We start from the raw sequence: 16,963 nt of genomic DNA, 5'->3' as shown, positions 1-16,963 counted from the left end.
TTGTTTTGCCGTACCTTGCCTCAGCGTTGCCGCTCAGCTGGAAGTGGGCACGGGCCACTCAGCCGCGACAGCCTCCGCGGTCTCGCGCATCACGGTCCACAGTTGACGGACGTGTTCAAGCTCGGTCGTCACTGAACCGACCGAGACGCGAACCATCCAGCGTCCCTCCAGCACCGCCGGCGTGAGGTAAGCCACACCCGAATCGTTGATGCGCTGGCACCACGTCCGCGTGAAATCATCGAAATCGTCACCGCTCAGACCGTCAGGTTCGTAGCGCAGGCAGACGGTCTGCAGGGGCACTGGGGCCAGCCGGACCCACCGTGGCGCAGCGTCGACCTGATCGGCAAGCCAGCGGGCATTGTGCAGATCGCGGCGCAGCCTGGCCTGCAGGCCCTCTACACCCTGCTCCCGAATGAGGCACCACAGCTTGAGTGCACGAAAACGCCGTCCCAGCGGAATACCCCAGTCCCGCAGATTTCTGACCTGATCGTCCACGCTGCTGTGCAGGTAGCTCGGGTTGGTGGACATCACACGAATCAGGTGCTGCGGATCACGCACGTAGTAGAGCGAGGTGTCGAACACGGCGCCCAACCACTTGTGGGCATTCACGACAATCGAGTCGGCTTCTTCGACACCCTCCCAGAGTGAGCGGCATTCGGGCAGAATCATGGCGCTGCCCGCCATCGCCGCGTCCACGTGGAGCCACAGACCGTAGCGCCGGGCGATTTCGGCCGCAGCTTTGACCGGGTCGATGGCGGTCGTCGCAGTCGTGCCGGTGGTGACAACCACCGCGCAGGGAATGCGGCCCGCCGCCAGGTCGGCCTGGATGGCACTTTCCAGGGCCTCAGGCCGCAGGGCGTGCAGTTCGTCGACCGCGATGGCGCGAATGTTGTCCCGACCGAAACCGGCGAGCAAAGCGGCCTTGTCGACCGAGCTGTGGCCGTGCACGCTGGCGTACACCGTGAGAGGCGCTGTCTGCGCCTGCAGTCCGCCGCGCCCCATCGCGTAATCCGACACCTTTTCGCGGGCACACAGCAGCGCCACCAGCGTGCTCGTCGAGGCGGTGTCCTGAATCACGCCGCTCCAGTTGACAGAGAGACCCAGCATCTGCCGCAGCCAGTCGGTCACCACCTCTTCGAGTTCCGACAATGCCGGACTCGACTGCCAGCTCAGACCCAGCACTCCCAGACCCGAACTGAGGAAATCACCCAGCACGCTTTCGAGGGGGGCATTGGCCGGAAAGTAGCCAAAAAAGCGCGGGCTTTGCCAGTGTGAGAGCCCGGGCACGATGACATCGTTCAGGTCCTGGAAGATCGCGTCGAATCCTTCCGGCTGCTGGGGTGGCGTGGACGGCAGCGCGGCGCGCACCTCGCCCGGCTTCACGGTCGACATGACAGGCAGACTTGCCACCTGTTCGCGGTAGTCGGCAATCCAGTCGATCAGTTCGTAACCGATGCGTCGGAATTCCTCGGGGGTCATAAGTCAGGCTACCAGCCGCCACCCGAGGTACGCACGCTCCTTGACGAATGCCGACGTGGGCAAGCCGGGCGCCTGACGCTCCCGGCTATAATCCTTCGCATGATCGACGCGGCGGAAATGGCTCACCTGACCAAGCTCGCCCGGCTGCAGCTGACCGAAGACGAAACAGCGCGCATGCAGGGCGACCTCAACAAGATCCTCGGGTACTTCGAAAAGCTTCAGGAACTCGACACCGAAGGCGTTCAAGAAATGCAGCGTCCTGTAGCGCTGGAAAACATCATGCGTGAGGACGAACCCGAAGGGCCCGAGCGCAGTGAGATGTTCTCGCAGGCACAAGCCCTCGAACTCGCCGTCGAGCAGCAGGAAGGCTTTTTCAAGGTGCCTCGCACGGTGGAACAGTGAACGGCAGGACCGAACGGCACGTGCGCCTTTTCCGGGAAAGGGTCCGCTGAGTGCTCGACCTCAAATTCATCCGTGAAAACCCGCAGGTTGTCCGGCGGGCCATCGAAGTCAAGCACCTCGCCCTTGACCTCGACCATCTGCTGCGGGTAGACAGCGAACTTCTGGCCCTCCGTCAGAAACTCGAAATCTTGCAGGCCGAACGCAACGGGAACGCCAAACTGGTTCCCAAAGCGAGTTCCGACGAGCGCCCCACGTTGATTCAGCGTGGCAAGGACCTGGCCGAGGAGATCAAGGCGATGGAGCCCGAACTGCGCGCGCACGAAGACGCCCTCAAGATGCTGCTGCTGCAGGTTCCGCAAATTCCCGATGAACGTGCGCCGATCGGGGCGTCGGACGAGGACAACGTCGAGCTTCGCCGCGAAGGAACGCCGCGCGAGTTCGCCTTTCCGCCGCGCGATCACCTGCAGTTGCTCGAACTGCACGGCTGGGCCGACCTGGAACGCGTGGCGCGCGTGTCCGGCAGCCGCTCGTACCTGCTCAAGGGCGACGCGGTTCGTCTGGAACAGGGCCTCATCAGCTTCGCGCTGGATTTCCTGGAGGAGCGGGGCTTTACGCTCCTCAGCACGAGCGCCCTGGTGCGCCCGGAAACCCTGGTGGGCACCGGGCATTTCCCGGGAGGCGAAGATCAGGTTTACAAGATCGAGGGCGAGGACCTGATGCTGGCCGGCACGGCCGAAGTGCCCGTCAACAGCCTGTACGCGGACGAAATTCTCGGTGCGGGAGATCTGCCGCTCGCTTACGCTGCGTTGTCCGGCGCCTTCCGAAGCGAAGCCGGGAGCGCGGGGCGCGACGTGCGCGGACTGATGCGCGTGCACGAATTCAAGAAAGTCGAGCAGTACGTCCTGACACGCCCCGAAGACGCCTGGACATGGTTCGAGCGAATCCTCGCCAATGCCGAGGGGCTGCTGCGCGCCCTGGAGCTGCCTTACCGCGTGATGGCCAACAGCACCGGTGACATGGGGCGCGGCAAACTGATGATGTACGATATCGAAACCTGGGTGCCCAGCGAAGGGCGCTACCGGGAGACGCACTCTTGCTCGTACCTGGGCGACTGGCAGGCGCGGCGCACGAACCTGCGCTACCGCGACGAGGACGGCAAGGTCAAGTTCGCGCACACGCTGAACAACACCGGAATTGCCGTGCCACGCATTCTGGTGCCTTTCCTGGAAAACCACCAGCAGGAAGACGGTCGCGTGCGGATTCCAGAAGCGCTGCGTCCTTATCTCCGCGGGCGTGAATTCATCGGCTGACCGCGTTCACCCAGCAAAGCACAAAAGACGCAAGCAGCGAGGACAGGGCTGTCCTCGCTGCTTGCATCCTCCACGTTTATGCGCGGGGAGCGATCAGTTCGACGAGGGTCATCACCCCGTACCCTGTCCCACCTGCCGGGCCGAAGTCGTTCTCGCTTTCACTGAGGGCGTTGCCGGCGATATCAAGGTGCGCCCAGGGCCGCGTCACGAATTCCTGCATGAACAGTGCCGCCTTGATGCTGCCCCCGGCGGGCTTGAGGTCGCTGTTTTTCAGGTCGGCGGGTCCTTTCTGGTATCCCTTGAGGTACGGCGCGTGCAGGGGAAGCTGCCACAGAGGCTCTCCGGCGCGTCCTGCGGCGCTCAGGAGTTCGCGTGCCAGCGCGTCATCGTTGGCAAACAGCGCGGCGATGTCCTCTCCGAGCGCGGTCACCTTGGCGCCCGTCAGGGTAGCGAGGTCGATGATGGCGTCGGGCGCGTCGTCATCGGCCACCGCGAGGGCGTCGGCGAGGGTCAGGCGCCCTTCCGCGTCGGTGTTGGTGACTTCCACGGTCTTGCCGCTCGCGCCCCGGAAGATGTCACCCGGGCGCATGGCGTGATCTGAAACGGCGTTGTCCGTGGCGGCCACGTAAGCGCGCACCTCGACCTGCGGGGCCAGCAGCGCCACAGTCTTCATGGCGCCGAGTACGGCGGCAGCGCCACCCATGTCGCACTTCATGGTGACCATGCCCTGTGAGGTCTTGAGGCTGTACCCGCCCGTGTCGAACATCACACCCTTGCCCACCAGGGCGATGACCCGCGTCGCCTTCTCGGGCCGGTGACGCAGCTGAATGAACTGCGGTTCGTGCGACGTGCCCTGAGCCACTGCCAGGAACAAACCCAGACCGCGCACTTCGCATTCGGCGCGGTCCCAGACTTCCAGTTCCAGCGCGTGCGCCTCCGAAAGCTGAGCGGCGACGCGCGCCAGCCCCCTCGCGTCGAGGGCGCTGAAGGGCAGGTTGACGAGGTCACGGGCAAGCGTGACGCCCTGCGCGACCGCGTCCACCCGCTGCACATCCTCATGGCGCAGGCCACCCACCGAGAGTTGCTCGAGCTGCGGTTTCTCGTCACTCTTGAAACGCGTGAAGCGGTACGCACCCAACTGCACGCCCAACGCCAGTTCGTAGGCGAGGTCGGCAGGCAGCTCGTTCACGCGCACGCTCCGGGCACCCAACTCGCGGGCCGCCCGGGCCAGCAGCACACCCAGCCGGCGGGCAGACTGCGCGTCCTCGGGCATGCTGGCCAGGGTCAGGTCACCCTCGGTCCAGCGAATCGGGCTGAGCTGATCGTCCTGCACTTCGCGAGCGACACGAGCGAGCAGCGCGGCGAAATCGGCACCGAAATCAGGCGCCCCCATGGGGGCGCCTGCCTGAACGAACACGAGCTGAAGGTCTGCTGTTCCCACGACATCGCTTTGAAGTTGCATGGCGCAACGCTAACACCATAGCCACCGGACGGGCGTAAGCCATTTTGCTCAGCAGCGCCTTGCTCAGCCGGGTGAGGTCACGCCCTTGGCAGTTCACGGGCCAGCTCGCCCAGGTAGTATTCCAGCCAGCCGGGCAGCCCCAGCGCGGCACAGCTTACCTGATGATGCCCCCGGCCCACGAGGCACTCGGCTTGACCCACCTGCACGGCCGTACCGGCCACCTGAAACATAGCCAGGTCATTGTCGCTGTCACCAAAGGCCACAGTCTGCGCGAGCGGCACGTCCAGGGCACGCGCGATGTCCCGCAGGGCGTCGCCCTTGTTTGCCCGGGCGGGCGTGACCGTGAGGAAGTGTTCGTAGGGCGCCACTCCACCCGTGACGGTCATGTCCCCGAGCGCCTCGATGGTCTCACGGTAACGCCAGGCTTCGGGATGGCGCACGTTGAACTTCAGCACCCGCCCCCTCGCGGCTTCCTCCAGGGGTTTCAGGGTGCGTCCGCTCAGCCAGTCGAACACCTGCGTGTGCGGATCACGGGCGTAGACCGCGTCGGTACCGAAGGCGATGACCTCGGCATCCTGGGGCACGAGCGCGTCCACCGCGCGGATCTGCTCTGGCGTCAGGAGGTGCTCGATCAGCATCTCCTCGCCGACGGCAATGCTGCCGCCGTTGCTGGTCGCGGTGGCCTGCGGACGGACAGTGGACATCACGTCATCGGGAACGCGCGCCCGACCGGTGATGACCGCGAACAGGCAGCCATGAGCGCGCAGCTGCTCGATGACGCGGGAGCTACGCTGTGGAATGCTTTTGTCATGATCGAGCAGGGTGCCGTCGAGGTCAAAGGCGATCAGGCGCATACTGGGCATTGTTTCATGGTCGCCCGGCGAGGAAGGTGACGCTTCGCCGCTGCTGCGTTCACAGGGGCGCGTGCTCCTCGAAGTTGGGTGGTCGCTTCTCGCGCAGGCTGGCCAGTCCTTCGCGCACATCCGGACCGGTGAAGCCGAGAAACTCCAGCGCGAGGCTGGTATCGAACGTCGGTCCGGCCAGACGCAGCCAGTTGTTCAGGGCATACTTGGTCCAGCGCACTGCCGTGGGGCTGCCGTTTGCCAGCTTGCGGGCCACATCAAAGGCTTTCGGGACCAGTTCCTCTTCCTCGACGCACAGGCTCACGAGGCCGATGCGTTCGGCTTCTTCCCCGCTGAGGGGCTCGTTCAGGAGCAGGTAGTACTTGGCCTTGTTCAACCCGCACAGCAGCGGCCAGATGATCGCGGCGTGATCGCCGGCGGCGACGCCCAGGCGGGTGTGTCCGTCGAGAATGCGCGCGTTTTTTGCGGCAATGGAGACGTCGGCCAGCAGCGCCACCGCCAGTCCCGCGCCGACGCAGGGCCCGTGAATGGCACTCACAATCGGTTTGGAGCAGTTGATGACGTTGTACACCAGGTCGCGCGCTTCCTTCCAGACCCGCGTGAGCGCGTGAAAGTCCTGGCTCATTTCCTCGATCAGCTCGAAATCGCCTCCGGAAGAAAAACCGCGTCCTTCACCGCGAATCAGCACCGACCGAACGGTATCCGAAGCGTCGATGTCGCGCCAGACGTAGGCCAGTTCGCGGTGCATGCGCCGATCGGCAGAGTTGAGGCGTCCTTCGTTGCTGAGGATGATTTCCAGAAGACCGTCCGGGTGCTGCTCAAACTTCAGGGCGCTATAGGGCTGAACATCCATGTCTCAATCTAACGGTTGTTTGGCCCGGTCTGAGTATCCTGGGCATTCACGGTGTCTCCTGCCTGGAGGCGCTTCGCTTGTCGCGGACCGCCTGGAAGGCTCTAGACTCGCTGCATGACGCCCCTGCTTCAGCTCGAACACGTCAGCGTGAACGTCGCCGGGCGGGCCGCCTTGCACGACCTTTGCTGGACGCTCGCGAAAGGTGACGTGTGGGCGATCACCGGTCCCAACGGCGCGGGCAAGAGTACTTTTTTCAGACTTGTGCGCGGTGACCTGTGGCCCACCCTGGGGGAGCGGACATACACACTGAACGGCGTGCCCACCCGCAGTCCCCTGCAGGCGCGCGAGCGCTTCGCCCTGGTCTCTCCCGAACTGAGCGACTGGTACGCCCGCAGCGACTGGACGCTGAGCGGCGAGCAGGTGGTGCAAAGTGGCCTCAGCGGCTCGGCGCTGCCGCCTTTTCCGTTGCAGGACGGGCAACAGGAACGCGCCCGCAGCGCCATCGACCGGCTGAATCTCGCCCACCTCGCGCAGCGGGATATCCGCTCGCTCTCGACGGGCCAGCGCCGACAGGTCCTGTTGGCGCGCGCCCTCGCCGGTGAGCCACAGGTGCTGCTCCTCGACGAATTCTGGGAAGGCGTGGACCGCGCCTCGCACATCAGGCTGCGCGAACTGGTCGACGATTTGGCCGGACAGGGCCTGACCGTGCTGTACAGCACGCATCGCCGCGAAGAGTTCCTGGCCAGCACCACGCACCACCTGCAGCTGGTCGGGGGAAGCGCCACGTGCAGCGGCCCGGTGCGGGCCCACCAGGAGCGTGCGGTACCGCGGCGCGCTCCTGCCCCCTCCCCAACGGGCGAGCTGCTGGTGGAAATCGAGGAGGCGGACGTGTACCTGAACGACGTTCGTGTGCTGCGAGAAGTGAACTGGCACCTGCGGACGCACGAACACTGGGCCCTGGTCGGCCCCAACGGCGCCGGAAAGAGCAGCCTGGCCCGGCTCATCGCGGGCGAGGTGCATCCGGCCGTGGGCGCGCGGGTACGGCGTTTTGGCCTCTCTCCACGCGCCACCCTGACCGAGCGGCGGCGCCTGATCGGCCTGATCTCGGCCGAGGAGCAGGCGCGTCACAAACGGGACGTTTCAGGCGCCACCGTGGTGGCTTCGGGCTTTTTCGGCTCGGTCGGGGTGGCCGGGGCGCTGACGGAAACGCAGCAACAGGTGCTGGCCGGAATCACCAATCGGCTGGATCTGACGCCGCTGCTGGAACGCCCGGCGCTCGAACTGTCGCACGGACAGCTCAAGAAGTTGCTGTTCGCCCGCGCCCTGGCAGCACAGCCACGCCTGCTGTTGCTCGACGAACCGTTCGATTACCTCGACGACGCCTTCAAGGCGCGGCTGATGGAAGAGTTCGAGCGGCTGGCCAGGCTGGATACGCAGTTTGTCTTTGTGGTCCACCGCCTGGCAGACCTGCCGCCTTTCGTGACGCACGCCGCACACCTGGAAGTCGGGAGCATCGTGCAGCAAGGCCCGTTGGGCACTGTTTCCTTGCCGTCACTGCTGTCCTGAGGCTTCTCGGTACGCGGCCCACATTCCGAAAAGCACATTCCAGTGCTGAAGGCGTCCGCGCAAACGCTCAGGCCGGAGTCCGCCAGGTCCGCACTCCCAGCACGGCAGCCACCCCCAGCGCGGCCAGGACTGCCGCTACCGCGCCAGGCCAGCCCACGCGGGCGTAGACCAGACCGACCAGCACCGCCCCGGTGGCGCCCCCAGCGTAGTACACCGCGTTGTAGAGGCCTGAAGCGAGCGAACGGCCACGCTGCACCGAAAGTGCGACGTATCCGGTGGCCGTGGCCTGCGCAATGAAGATGCCACTGGACCCGATTGCCAGACCCAGGACGATCAGCGGCAGATCGGAAAACAGCGTCAGCAGAAAGCCCGCTGACGCCATGCCCAGCGCACCCAGCAGCACGTGCTGATGCCCGAAGCGGGCCACCAGCCGCCCTGAAGGCGGCGTGACCACGACGCCCAGCAGGTAGACCGCGAACACGCTGCCGAGCGCGGAAGGTCCGAGGTGGTAGGGAGCGTCAGCGAGGTGAAAATTGACAAACGTAAAGATTCCCACCAGCGCGAACAGCAAGCCGAAGCCGACCGCGCAGGCAGCCAGCAGGGCCGCGTTCCCCAGGTGCTCGCGCAGGCGGGGCAGCGATTGGCCGACTGCCTGAGGCACGAAATGGCGTGCTCGGGGCAGTGCCAGCCACACAATGAGGGCCGCGAGAACGTTCGTGACGGCCACCACCTCGAACGCCGTCCGCCAGTGGTAGGCCTCCGCCACGAGACCACTGATGAACCGTCCACCGAATCCGCCCACCACCGTACCCGTGATGTAGGCGGCCAGCACCGAGGGAACACGCCGGGGATCGCATTCCTCGACGATGTAGGCAGTAGCGACGACGGTCACGCCGGGAATCAGCACGCCCTGGACAAAGCGCCAGGCCGTCAGCGCGCTCAACGTGGTGGCGTGGGCGATCAGCAGACATGGGGCGGCCAGCAGCAGCAGGGCTGCGACGAGCAGTCGTTTGCGTCCTGACGCGTCGGCCAGCAGGCCCACGAGTGGAGAGCACAGCGCCATGGCGAGGGTGGTGGCGCTCACGGTGGCCGCCACGGCGATACTGGAAGCTCGGAACTCGCGGGACAGCTCGGGCAGCAGGGCCTGGGTGGTGTAGACGTTCAGAAACACCGCGCAGCCGACCAGGGCAACCACCAGGGTCGGAAAGCGGGTCACCGGCCCTGGCTGGTCAGATCGGGTCACGTGGAGCGGTTCACGCGCCGACCACACCGAACTCGTTCACCAGCACGCGCGACCAGCCGAGCTGGGCAGCCAGTCGCTCGTCTGGCTGCCCAGCTCCTCCGGCAAAAATCAGGGAGGCGCGCCCGTCGATGGCAACACTTCCCTGCGCGTCCAGTCGTTCCAGTACGGCGTCAAAGGTCCAGTCGCGCGACCAGAGCTTTTTCAGGGCGATCAGAGCCTGCGTTCCAGGTGGTGTGACGCGGGCTTCTTCGACGTCAGAGCCTTCGTCACGCCGGACGTGCAGCCGTCCCTCGTTGAGCGCGGCGGCGCTCAGAGCCCGGTAAAAGCGCTGCACGTCGTCATCGAGCAGGTACGACGCACGTACGAGTGCCTCTGCCTTGAGGCACAGCACCTCCAGTGCGTCTTCATCGACGCGCCGGGGATTGATCGGGGAGAACAGGGAGCGGAGTTGCTCGGGCAGATTGTTGTTGCGGTAAAACTGCTCCTCGTAATCTGCAGGCAGCACGAGGCCAGGGGCGACGCCGTGGTGAGAATCATTCAGGGACACCAACCGCAAAACCTCGCGTCCCACTTCCTGCGGACCGTGCTGCGCGGCCTCCGTGAAGGTATGCACGATGGCAGTGTAACGCACACGCAGAAGACCTCCGAAGGCCGCCTTGAAGAGGACTCAAGGCGGCCTTCACGCAACCGGGTCATGTCAGGGGCGGGGGCTGGCAAGGGTCGCTCAGGCCTTGCCGGGCTGCAACGCACCAAGCGGCGACGGTCCGTCGCGTCCGGATTCCGCTTCTTCATGCTCCGGGGCAACTTCGGGCAGCGTGCCACCTGCAAGCACAGTAGTGAATTCCTCGCCGCTCAGAGTTTCGCGCGTCAGCAGCACTTCCACAATCCGGTGGATATGGTGCAGGTTCTCTTCCAGGAGTCCTTTGGCGCGCTCGTATTCGGCATCGAGAATGCGCTTGACCTCGGCGTCGATGACCTGGGCGGTCGTTTCGCTGTACAGGCCCTGCGCGGTTCCACCGCCCAGAAAATTTTCCTGCTCCTGGGCGTGGGCCACCTTGCCCAGCACCTCGCTCATGCCCCATTCGGTGACCATCTTGCGGGCGATGCTGGTGGCTTTCTGAAAGTCGTTCTGGGCACCCGTGGTGATCTGTCCCAAGGCGATTTCCTCGGCGGCCTGTCCGGCCAGTGCGACGCAGATCATTTCGCTCAGCACGTTGCCGGTGTAGTGCATGCGGTCTTCCGGGGTGTACATGGCCATCCCGGCCGCGCGCCCACGCGGCACGACGGTGAGCTTGTGAACCCGGTCGGCGTGCGGCAGCAGCTGCGCCACCAGCGCATGCCCCACCTCGTGGTAGGCAGTGACGCGTTTGTCTTTTTCGGGAATGACCAGTGAGCGCCGCTCGGGGCCCATCAGCACCCGGTCACGGGCGTCGTCGAGGTCGCGCATGATGATGCGCCGCCGGCCGGCACGTGCCGCCAGCAAAGCGGCTTCGTTGAGCAGATTCTCCAGGTCCGCCCCCACCATGCCCACGGTCCGCTTGGCCACCAGCGCGAGGTTGACGCTGGGATCGAGGGGTTTTTTGCGGGCATGAATCTTGAGGATGTACTCGCGGCCGCGCACGTCCGGGGCGTCCACCACCACCTGCCGGTCGAAGCGGCCGGGCCTCAGCAACGCCGCGTCCAGCACGTCCGGTCGGTTGGTGGCGGCCAGGATGATGATGTCGTGCTTGCTTTCGAAGCCGTCCATTTCCACCAGCAGCTGGTTGAGGGTCTGTTCGCGTTCGTCGTTGCCGCCGTTGAAGTTCATGCCACGTTTGCGTCCCACCGCATCGATCTCGTCGATGAACACGATGCAGGGCGCGGCTTTCTTGGCTTGCTCGAACAGATCGCGCACGCGGGCGGCGCCGACACCGACGAACATCTCGACGAAGTCACTGCCGCTGATCGAGAAGTAGGGCACCCGGGCTTCTCCGGCGACGGCTTTGGCCAGCAAGGTCTTGCCGCTGCCGGGAGGGCCCACGAGCAGGATGCCGTGGGGAATGCGGGCCCCCAGCTGGTGGAAGCGTTCGGGCGACTTGAGGAACTCCACCACTTCCTGCAGGTCCGCTTTCGCTTCATCACATCCCGCCACGTCGGTAAAGTTGAGCTTGATGGAACCTTCGGCCATCAGGTGGGCCCGGCTCTTGCCGAAGTTGCCGGCGGCGTCTCCTCCACCGTTGCCCCGGTTGCTGCGCAGCAGATAAAGAATCAGCACACCGATCAGGGCAACGGTGAGCAGCGTGGAAATAATGGAGATCCAGCTGAAGCGGCTGACCGGCTCGATACTGACGCTGCCCTCGGGCCCCACCTGCTTGCTGAGGGTTTCCAGATTGATCAGGGGATCAGTGGTGATGGTCCGGGTGACAAAGCGTCTCCCGTCGGTGTAGCTGCCCTGCAGTTCGGCGGTGGCGGCATCAAAAGAAATCCGGACACTTTGAATACGGCCCGCGTTCAGGGCCTCGGTGAAGTTGCTCAAGCTGATGACGTCGTCCTTGGGCCGTGGAGCGGCCACACTGACGACGACGATCACGGCGATGACTGCGGCCAGCAGCCACCAGACCCAGTTCCCCTGCTTCATGGATTCAGTCTAGAGCCTCACCCTAAGGTGCTGTGAGAAATCGGGGCGCGTTCAAGGAAATATGCAGGCCACATCACGAATTCGTGAATCGGGCGGCAAGGCTGTTCATTTAGGTGTCGGACTTGATATAACCTGACTCAAGTCTCTTGACTCCCCCAAACTGTGGGCTTATGATGTTCGCAGTATAGAACTGTTTCCCATGGCGGGAACAGAAATCTGAGGAAACCCAATCCTGCTACAAGGAGCCTGAACATGCCAAAAGCTGTCGGAATTGATCTTGGTACCACCAACTCCGTGATCGCCGTGATGGAAGGCGGCAAGCCCGAAGTGATCGTCAACGCCGAAGGCGGGCGCACGACGCCCAGTGTCGTCGCCTACAAAGGCGAGGAACGCCTGGTCGGCCAGATCGCCAAGCGGCAGGCGGCGCTCAACCCCAAAGCGACCCTGTACGAAGTCAAGCGCTTTATCGGCCGCCGCTGGGACGAAGTCAAAGAGGAAGCGGCCCGCTCGCCGTTCACGGTCAAGGAAGGCCCCAGCGGCTCCGTGCGAATCGAAGTCAACGGCCAGGACCTGGCGCCCGAGCAGGTCAGCGCGGAAGTGCTGCGTAAGCTCGTCGCCGACGCCAGCGCCAAAGTGGGCACCGGCATCAAAGATGTCGTCATTACCGTGCCCGCCTACTTCGACAACAGTCAGCGCGAAGCCACCCGTCAGGCCGGAGAGATTGCAGGCCTGAACGTGCTGCGCGTCATCAATGAGCCGACCGCCGCCGCGCTCGCTTACGGCCTGGAGCGCAAGGGCAACGAGACCGTGCTGGTCTTCGACCTGGGGGGCGGTACGTTCGACGTGACGATTCTGGAGCTGGGCGAAGGCGTGTTTGAAGTGCGTTCCACGGCCGGTGACACCCACCTCGGCGGCGCCGATTTCGACCACCGCATCGTGGACTGGCTCGCGGGCGAATTTCAAAAAGAGCACAACTTCGATCTACGCAAGGACCCGCAAGCCCTGCAGCGCCTGATCGAATCGGCGGAGCGCGCCAAAATCGAACTCTCCAGCGCCACCGAAACGACCCTCAGCCTGCCCTTCATCACCTTCGACCCCGAAACCCGCACGCCGCTGCACCTGGAGCGCACGCTGTCACGCGCCAAGTTCGAAGAACTGATCGGTGACCTCCTGAAGCGCGTGCGCGAGCCCGTGCAGCAGGCGCTGCGTGACGCCAAGCTCAGCCCGAACGACATCAACGAAGTGATTCTGGTGGGCGGCTCCACCCGTGTGCCCTCGGTCAAGCGCATCGTGAAGGACATCGTCGGCAAGGAGCCCAACGAAAGCGTCAACCCTGACGAAGCGGTCGCGCTGGGCGCTGCCGTACAGGCGGGCATCATCACCGGTGACGCCAACCTGGGTGACATCGTGCTCGTTGACGTCACGCCTCTCACCCTCGGTGTCGAGGTCAAGGGAGGCATGGTCGCGCCCCTGATCACCCGCAACACTACCGTGCCCGCCAAGAAGACCGAGGTCTTCACGACGGCCGAGAACAACCAGCCCGGCGTGGAAATCAACGTGGTCCAGGGCGAGCGACCCATGACAGTCGACAACAAGAGCCTCGGACGTTTCAAACTCGAAGGCATTCCACCGATGCCCGCCGGTCGCCCGCAGATCGAAGTGACCTTCGACATCGACGCCAACGGCATCCTGCACGTCACGGCCAAGGAGAAGAGCAGCGGCAAGGAGTCCTCGATCCGCATCGAGAACACCACCACTCTCGACAAGAGTGAAGTCGAGCGGATGGTGCGCGAAGCCGAGCAGAACGCCGCCGCCGACAAGGCCCGGCGCGAGAAGATCGAGAAACGCAACAATCTCGACAGCCTGCGCGTGCAAGCGCTTCAGCAGATCGAGGAATCGCAAGCCGAGCAGAGCCTCAAGGACCGCGTCAAAGCGGTCACCGACGAAGTCGAAGGCGCGATTGCCGGCGACGACGACGCACAGATCGCCGACGTACAAAAGCGCCTCGAGGAAGCGCTGCGTGAACTGATGCAGGCCGGAAGCGGGCAGGATCAGGGCCAAGGTGCCCAGGCGCAGGGAAAAACCCAGCCGGATGACGTGATCGACGCGGACTTCAAGCCCGCAGACTGATTTCACGGTCTGATCCCCTTCAGGGGCGAGGCGGCGCCTCGCCCCTCTGCGCACGAGGCCCCGTAGGAGGACTGAGATGACCAACGACAACACCAAACAGTTTGAAGACCAGCAAGCTGAGCAGGGCACAGAACAGGAAGCCCGCGAAATTGAAGCCGAGCTGCGCGAGGAAGCCGAACTCGAAGACGAGGACACCGCCTTTGACCCGGCCATGTTCGCGCAGGTCGAGGAGGTCATGAAGAAGCTCGAGCGCGTGGACGAACTGGAGCGCGAACTGAACGACACGCGAGGCAAGTACGCCCGCTTGCTCGCGGACTTCGAGAACTACCGCCGCCGCACCAACCAGGACGTGCTGGACGCCCAGGGCACCGGGGTTGCCAAGGCCGTCGAGGCGCTGCTGCCGGTATTCGACGACCTCTCACGGGCCGTCGAGCACGCCGAGAAGGACCCTGGCAGCATTGTGGGCGGCGTGAGCAGCGTCCGCGACGGCATGCTGCGCACCTTCGAGCGCCTCGGGCTGACCCAGACCGGTGCCGAAGGCGAAACCTTCGATCCCGCCTGGCATGAAGCGCTCACCGTCGTGCCGGGTGATCGTGACGGCGAGATTCTGCAGGTCTACCAGGTGGGCTTTCGGTTGGGTGAGCGCCTCGTTCGCCCGGCACGCGTCGTCGTGGTGAAAGAAAGCAACTGAAGCGGTCGGCTTTCAGCAGGAAACAGTGAACGCTGAAGCCACAGTGAGCTGCCTGCTGATCGCTGAAAGCTGATGGCTACTTCTATGGCCTACAAGGATTACTACTCTATCCTCGGAATCGACAAGAGCGCCAGCGAAGCGGACATCAAGAGTGCTTACCGCAAGCTGGCCAAGCAGTACCATCCTGACAAAAATCAGGGTGACGACAGCGCAGCCGAGCGATTCAAGGAGATCGGCGAAGCCTACGCCGTGTTGTCCGAACCCGAAAAACGCAAACTGTACGATCAGTACGGCCATACCGGAAACATTCCACAAGGCGCGTACCAGGGCGGCGCAGACTTCGGAGGATTCGACGCCAGCCAGTTCAGCGACTACTTCCAGGGTCTGTTCGGCGCGGCGGGCGGACGAGGTGGTTTTCGCACGGGCAGCGCCCAAGTCGACCTCGAAGATCTGCTGGGCGGTTTCGGCGGCGGACGCCGTTTCGTGCAGAATGTCGAAGGCGAGTTGACCGTCACCCTGCAAGAAGCGCTGCACGGCACCGAGCAGACCATTGGCGTGGGTGACCGACGCATTCAGGTGCGCATTCCCAGCGGCACCCGCGACGGCACACGGTTGCGTCTTGCCGGACAGGCTCCCGGCAATGGGGACGTACTGCTCACCGTGCGCGTCCTGAGCGACACGCGCTTCGACCTGACCGGTGACGACGTGTATGTCACCGTCGACGTGCCCGCGCCCCTGGCGGCAGTCGGCACCAAGCTCAAGGTGGCTACCCTGCGGGGCAACGTGGAGTTGGGCATTCCGCCGGGCAGCTCCTCCGGCCGCACCCTGCGACTGCGTGGTCAGGGCTGGCCGAAAGCCGGAGGCGGGGCAGGTGACCTGTACGTGAAGCTCAACCTGACCTTGCCCCCCGACCTGACCGAGCAGGAGCGCGAACTGTACCGTCAACTGGCCGAGCTGCGCCCACAATAGGCGCGTTCATCCGAGCACGCGAGTATCCGAGGCATTCGCACATAAGAAGGGCACGACGCAGGCGTCGTGCCCTTCTTCTTGTGATGCGGCGGCTTGATGCAGCCGCGCGACCGAAGGTCAGCCTGGCCAGCGGCAGGGCGTCAAAAACAACTCTCGCGCCTCCACAGGATGCGGCGGGTGTAGTGTCGGCCTTGGTATGGAAAGGGCGGCGCGGACAACGTGAGTTGTTCGCCCTGAATCACCGCGAAGCGCACTTCGGCACCGGCCAGGTAATTGGGATTGAGGCTGACGTCGGGGTAGTGCTCCACGCGGTCGGCAAAGGCGGTCCAGCGCCCGCTGTAGGCGATGCAGGTCCGGGCGAGCGGCGCGAGTTCGGCGTCGCTCGCCACCAGGTGCACCGGAACGCTCAGGGTTCGCTGGCCCGCCGTCATGACCACGGACAAAAAGCCGCCCGGCAGGTAGGCGATGCGGCCGCGCACATCAGGCCCCCAGGGCAGCGTCACCTGCCCGAGGTCGTCGACAAGTTCCAGACAGTCAAGGAGCCAGGTTCCGGGAAGCAGGAGGCCGAGATGCTCGCCCTGAGGATGTCCGGCGTGGGTCACGTCAGTCGCCTTTTGGGCTCATCAGCTCACGTTTCCGGCGGCCAGCTTGCTGAACCGGTCGGCGCGATCGAGCATTTTGTCGATGCTTGCAAAGGCGGTCCTGGGGTCGCCCTGGCACAAGGCGTCCAGCATGATGCGGTGGTCTTCGAGGCTCTGGTGAAGCTGCCCGTTGCGGTAGAGGTTCTCGACGTTGCCCCGCAACTGGCGCAGCAGTGGCGCCTGGATGATGCGCATCAGGCGGCTGACCACGCGGTTTCCGGCCATGTCGGCAATGGTCATGTGCAGGCGCATATCGGCTTCGACATAGCGCGCCGGATCGTTCAGTGCGAGCTGCATGTCTTCGAGAATCGAGTAAAGTTCGCGCCGGTATTCGGGTGTTACGCGCTGTGATGCCGCCCGTACGGTGAACTGTTCGAGCAGACGCCGGGTTTCGAGCAAATCCTGCAGTTCGGTCTCGCTGCTGGCAAGGCCCAGCCAGCCGTCGAAACCTGGCGCCGCGCTGGTCAGGGTTCGCACGGTCGTGCCGTGTCCCGTGCGGGAATCGAGCACCCCGCTGGCCACCAGCACGCTCAGGGCTTCACGTACCGAGGGAACGCTTGCCCCAAAACGCCGCGCGAGTTCACGCTGGCTGGGCAACGTCGAACCGGGAGGATAGGTACCGTCCTGAATCAGTCGTTGAAGCTGCGCCGTAATGTCGGCGCCCACCGAAGGACGGCGCTGCAGGGGTCTGATCTCTTCCAGTTGCTCGCTCATGCGCGCCTCGTTCCAGGGGATTC

At 64.6% G+C, this 16,963-nt stretch carries 15 protein-coding genes; 6 read left to right on the top strand and 9 right to left on the bottom strand.

The window, feature by feature from the left end:
* Positions 1–33: 33 nt before the first annotated feature.
* Positions 34–1,479 (bottom strand): pyridoxal phosphate-dependent decarboxylase family protein, encoded by a 1,446-nt coding sequence (locus DEIPE_RS15875; RefSeq protein WP_015236989.1) that lies wholly within the window; start codon positions 1,477–1,479, stop codon positions 34–36.
* Positions 1,480–1,578: 99 nt separating this feature from the next.
* Between DEIPE_RS15875 and gatC the strand changes: the two genes are divergently transcribed.
* Both gatC and serS read left to right on the top strand, forming a co-directional pair.
* Complete coding sequence (gatC, locus tag DEIPE_RS15870; RefSeq protein WP_015236988.1) at positions 1,579–1,881, top strand: Asp-tRNA(Asn)/Glu-tRNA(Gln) amidotransferase subunit GatC; 303 nt, start codon at positions 1,579–1,581, stop codon at positions 1,879–1,881.
* Between the two features lie 50 nt (positions 1,882–1,931).
* A complete protein-coding gene (serS, locus tag DEIPE_RS15865) occupies positions 1,932–3,191 on the top strand; it encodes a serine--tRNA ligase (RefSeq protein WP_015236987.1) in 1,260 nt (419 codons plus the stop codon).
* A 76-nt stretch (positions 3,192–3,267) separates the two neighbouring features.
* Here serS and DEIPE_RS15860 read toward each other — a convergent pair whose 3' ends face one another.
* The 3 genes from DEIPE_RS15860 to DEIPE_RS15850 all read right to left on the bottom strand — a co-directional run bounded on the left by DEIPE_RS15860 (position 3,268) and on the right by DEIPE_RS15850 (position 6,369).
* Positions 3,268–4,653 (bottom strand): leucyl aminopeptidase family protein, encoded by a 1,386-nt coding sequence (locus tag DEIPE_RS15860; RefSeq protein WP_015236986.1) that lies wholly within the window; start codon positions 4,651–4,653, stop codon positions 3,268–3,270.
* A 77-nt stretch (positions 4,654–4,730) separates the two neighbouring features.
* Positions 4,731–5,516, bottom strand: a complete 786-nt coding sequence (locus tag DEIPE_RS15855; RefSeq protein ID WP_245557547.1) for an HAD-IIB family hydrolase — start codon at positions 5,514–5,516, stop codon at positions 4,731–4,733.
* Between the two features lie 49 nt (positions 5,517–5,565).
* Positions 5,566–6,369 (bottom strand): enoyl-CoA hydratase/isomerase family protein, encoded by an 804-nt coding sequence (locus DEIPE_RS15850; protein WP_015236984.1) that lies wholly within the window; start codon positions 6,367–6,369, stop codon positions 5,566–5,568.
* A gap of 114 nt (positions 6,370–6,483) precedes the next feature.
* Between DEIPE_RS15850 and DEIPE_RS15845 the strand changes: the two genes are divergently transcribed.
* Positions 6,484–7,935 (top strand): ATP-binding cassette domain-containing protein, encoded by a 1,452-nt coding sequence (locus DEIPE_RS15845; protein ID WP_015236983.1) that lies wholly within the window; start codon positions 6,484–6,486, stop codon positions 7,933–7,935.
* 67 nt (positions 7,936–8,002) lie between these two features.
* On the opposite strand, the gene DEIPE_RS15840 is transcribed toward DEIPE_RS15845, so the two are convergent.
* The 3 genes from DEIPE_RS15840 to ftsH form a co-directional block, all read right to left on the bottom strand.
* Positions 8,003–9,151: an MFS transporter gene (locus DEIPE_RS15840; RefSeq protein WP_015236982.1), complete on the bottom strand. Its 1,149-nt coding sequence runs from the start codon at positions 9,149–9,151 to the stop codon at positions 8,003–8,005.
* Positions 9,152–9,188: 37 nt separating this feature from the next.
* On the bottom strand, positions 9,189–9,791 hold the full coding sequence (locus DEIPE_RS15835) for a hypothetical protein (RefSeq protein WP_041231639.1): 603 nt from the start codon (positions 9,789–9,791) through the stop codon (positions 9,189–9,191).
* Positions 9,792–9,902: 111 nt separating this feature from the next.
* On the bottom strand, positions 9,903–11,795 hold the full coding sequence (ftsH, locus tag DEIPE_RS15830) for an ATP-dependent zinc metalloprotease FtsH (RefSeq protein ID WP_015236980.1): 1,893 nt from the start codon (positions 11,793–11,795) through the stop codon (positions 9,903–9,905).
* Between the two features lie 252 nt (positions 11,796–12,047).
* On the opposite strand from ftsH, the gene dnaK reads away from it, so the two are divergent.
* From dnaK to DEIPE_RS15815, 3 genes are all read left to right on the top strand, one after another.
* A complete protein-coding gene (gene dnaK, locus DEIPE_RS15825) occupies positions 12,048–13,925 on the top strand; it encodes a molecular chaperone DnaK (RefSeq protein ID WP_015236979.1) in 1,878 nt (625 codons plus the stop codon).
* A gap of 76 nt (positions 13,926–14,001) precedes the next feature.
* The gene (locus tag DEIPE_RS15820; RefSeq protein ID WP_015236978.1) at positions 14,002–14,616 is read left to right on the top strand and encodes a nucleotide exchange factor GrpE; all 615 of its coding nucleotides are present in this window, start codon (positions 14,002–14,004) and stop codon (positions 14,614–14,616) included.
* 84 nt (positions 14,617–14,700) lie between these two features.
* Entirely contained in the window at positions 14,701–15,585 is an 885-nt protein-coding gene (locus tag DEIPE_RS15815; RefSeq protein WP_015236977.1) for a DnaJ C-terminal domain-containing protein, read from the top strand.
* 140 nt (positions 15,586–15,725) lie between these two features.
* Here the strand turns inward: DEIPE_RS15815 and DEIPE_RS22455 are convergent, their stop codons facing one another.
* Positions 15,726–16,187 (bottom strand): lipocalin-like domain-containing protein, encoded by a 462-nt coding sequence (locus DEIPE_RS22455; RefSeq protein WP_015236976.1) that lies wholly within the window; start codon positions 16,185–16,187, stop codon positions 15,726–15,728.
* A 21-nt stretch (positions 16,188–16,208) separates the two neighbouring features.
* The gene (locus DEIPE_RS15805) at positions 16,209–16,940 is read right to left on the bottom strand and encodes a FadR/GntR family transcriptional regulator (protein WP_015236975.1); all 732 of its coding nucleotides are present in this window, start codon (positions 16,938–16,940) and stop codon (positions 16,209–16,211) included.
* Positions 16,941–16,963: the final 23 nt, after the last annotated feature.

The sequence above is a fragment of the Deinococcus peraridilitoris DSM 19664 genome (genome assembly GCF_000317835.1).
Classification (GTDB): domain Bacteria; phylum Deinococcota; class Deinococci; order Deinococcales; family Deinococcaceae; genus Deinococcus_A; species Deinococcus_A peraridilitoris.
Note: the sequence above shows the minus strand (reverse complement) of the source record. Positions and strands in the feature narration are given on the sequence as shown.